Below are 506 nucleotides of genomic sequence, written 5' to 3'. Positions count from 1 at the left end.
GAAGGCCGGCATGCCGGAAAGTGCCGGATCGACAAGCATGGCGATGCGGCGCTCCGACAGCGAGCCGATCTCGCAGACGGCGAGCGCGATCATGTCGGCGGCGAAGGCCACCGGCTCGGCGTGGAAATTGCCGCCGGAAAGCGCGGTGTCATCCTCGGCGAAGATCAGCGGATTGTCGGTGACGCCGTTGGCTTCGGTGCCCAGCGTGTCGGCCGCCTGGCGCAGCACGGTGAGTGCCGCGCCCATCACCTGCGGCTGGCAGCGCAGGCAATAGGGATCCTGCACGCGTTCGTCGCCAACCCGGTGCGATTCACGGATGGCGCTGCCGGCCATCAGATTGCGCAGGGCGTCGGCCGTCTCGACCTGCCCGGGATGCTTTCTCAGCACATGGATGCGCGGATCAAAGGGTGCGTCGGAGCCTTTTGCCGCGTCGGTCGACAGGGCACCGGCGACCAGCGCCGATTGGTAGAGCACTTCGGCCTCGAACAAGGCGGCCAGCGCATAGG

1 protein-coding gene is annotated in these 506 nt (G+C 67.6%); it reads right to left on the bottom strand.

Going from position 1 to position 506, the window contains the following annotated elements; all coding sequences use genetic code 11:
- Positions 1-506: aromatic amino acid lyase (locus tag EN994_RS34675; protein WP_164746586.1), on the bottom strand; the 506-nt coding region annotated here is incomplete at both ends.

The organism is Mesorhizobium sp. M7A.F.Ca.CA.002.09.1.1 (assembly GCF_003998555.1).
GTDB classification, from domain to species: Bacteria; Pseudomonadota; Alphaproteobacteria; order Rhizobiales; family Rhizobiaceae; genus Mesorhizobium; species Mesorhizobium ciceri.
Note: the sequence above shows the minus strand (reverse complement) of the source record. Positions and strands in the feature narration are given on the sequence as shown.